This window comes from Vibrio mytili, from assembly GCF_000830505.1.
Taxonomy (GTDB): Bacteria; Pseudomonadota; Gammaproteobacteria; order Enterobacterales; family Vibrionaceae; genus Vibrio; species Vibrio mytili.
In genome coordinates, this window is the sequence record NZ_JXOK01000031.1 from 1 (window position 1) to 1,078 (window position 1,078).

Consider the following 1,078-nt stretch of genomic DNA (forward strand, 5'->3'; position numbering starts at 1 on the left):
GATTTCAGATAATAAGTGCGACATTCATGGAAAGGTGTAGAAGAGGAGGCCAACTGCTAAAAGTGGTACGCTCTTCTCGTCAAAGAAACAAGCAGTACTACCATGAATTATCAGCAGTTGACCGAGGGCAGAAGATATCAGATTTCGGCTCTTTTGGAACGGGGAATTTCGGTTTCTGAAATAGCTAAAACTGTTCAGTGCCATCGCTCTACGGTATACCGGGAGCTTAAACGCGGCCGCAAGGGCAGACATTATTGTCCTAACGAAGCCCAGATGTTATCAATCAAAAAACGCACATCAGCGCGTAAATACCGTATACCACAGGAGCGTGTTGATTTTATCCGCTTGCTTTTAGAAGCGGATTGGAGCCCAGAGCAAATTTCCAGTGTATTAACGAAAGTCGGTGCCGCTGTCAGCCATGAGTGGATCTACCGATTTGTTGCACAGGATAAACGCTTGGGTGGCAAGCTATATCGCCATTTGAGACAAGGACACAAGCGGTATCGTCGCGGTAAAAAAGAAAAAGCGCCCGCTATCAAGAATGCCGTTTCTATCGATGTTCGGCCAAGCATCGTTGACAGTAAGGAGCGATTTGGTGATTGGGAAATCGACACTGTCTTAGGCAAACACGGCACTGGGGCTATGGTGACTATTTTGGAGCGTAAAACACGATTTTACGTGGTAAAAAAAGTGCCATCTAAGTCAGCAGATGATGTCACCAAAGCAACCATAGAGCTACTCATGCCTTATAAGGAGCATGTGCATACCATCACGGCAGATAACGGGAGAGAGTTTGCAGGTCATGAAACCATCGCAAAGGAGTTGGAAGCTGATGTGTATTTTGCCCACCCTTATAGCTCTTGGGAGCGTGGAGCCAATGAGAATGCTAACGGCCTTTTAAGGCAATATGTGAAAAAAGGAACCGATCTAACAACAGTAACGGATAGCGATATTGAATTCGCTCTATCGCGAATAAATTATCGACCAAGAAAGTGTTTAGGCTTCAAGCAGCCAGCGATTGTATTTAAAGAAATGGCATTGGCTGCTTGATATTGACGAGTGTCGCACTTCGCAGTTG

At 45.5% G+C, this 1,078-nt stretch carries 1 protein-coding gene; it reads left to right on the forward strand.

The window, feature by feature from the left end; translation table 11 throughout:
* The first annotated feature begins 102 nt into the window (after positions 1–102).
* Positions 103–1,050, forward strand: a complete 948-nt coding sequence (locus tag SU60_RS09010; protein WP_041155238.1) for an IS30 family transposase — start codon at positions 103–105, stop codon at positions 1,048–1,050.
* Positions 1,051–1,078: the final 28 nt, after the last annotated feature.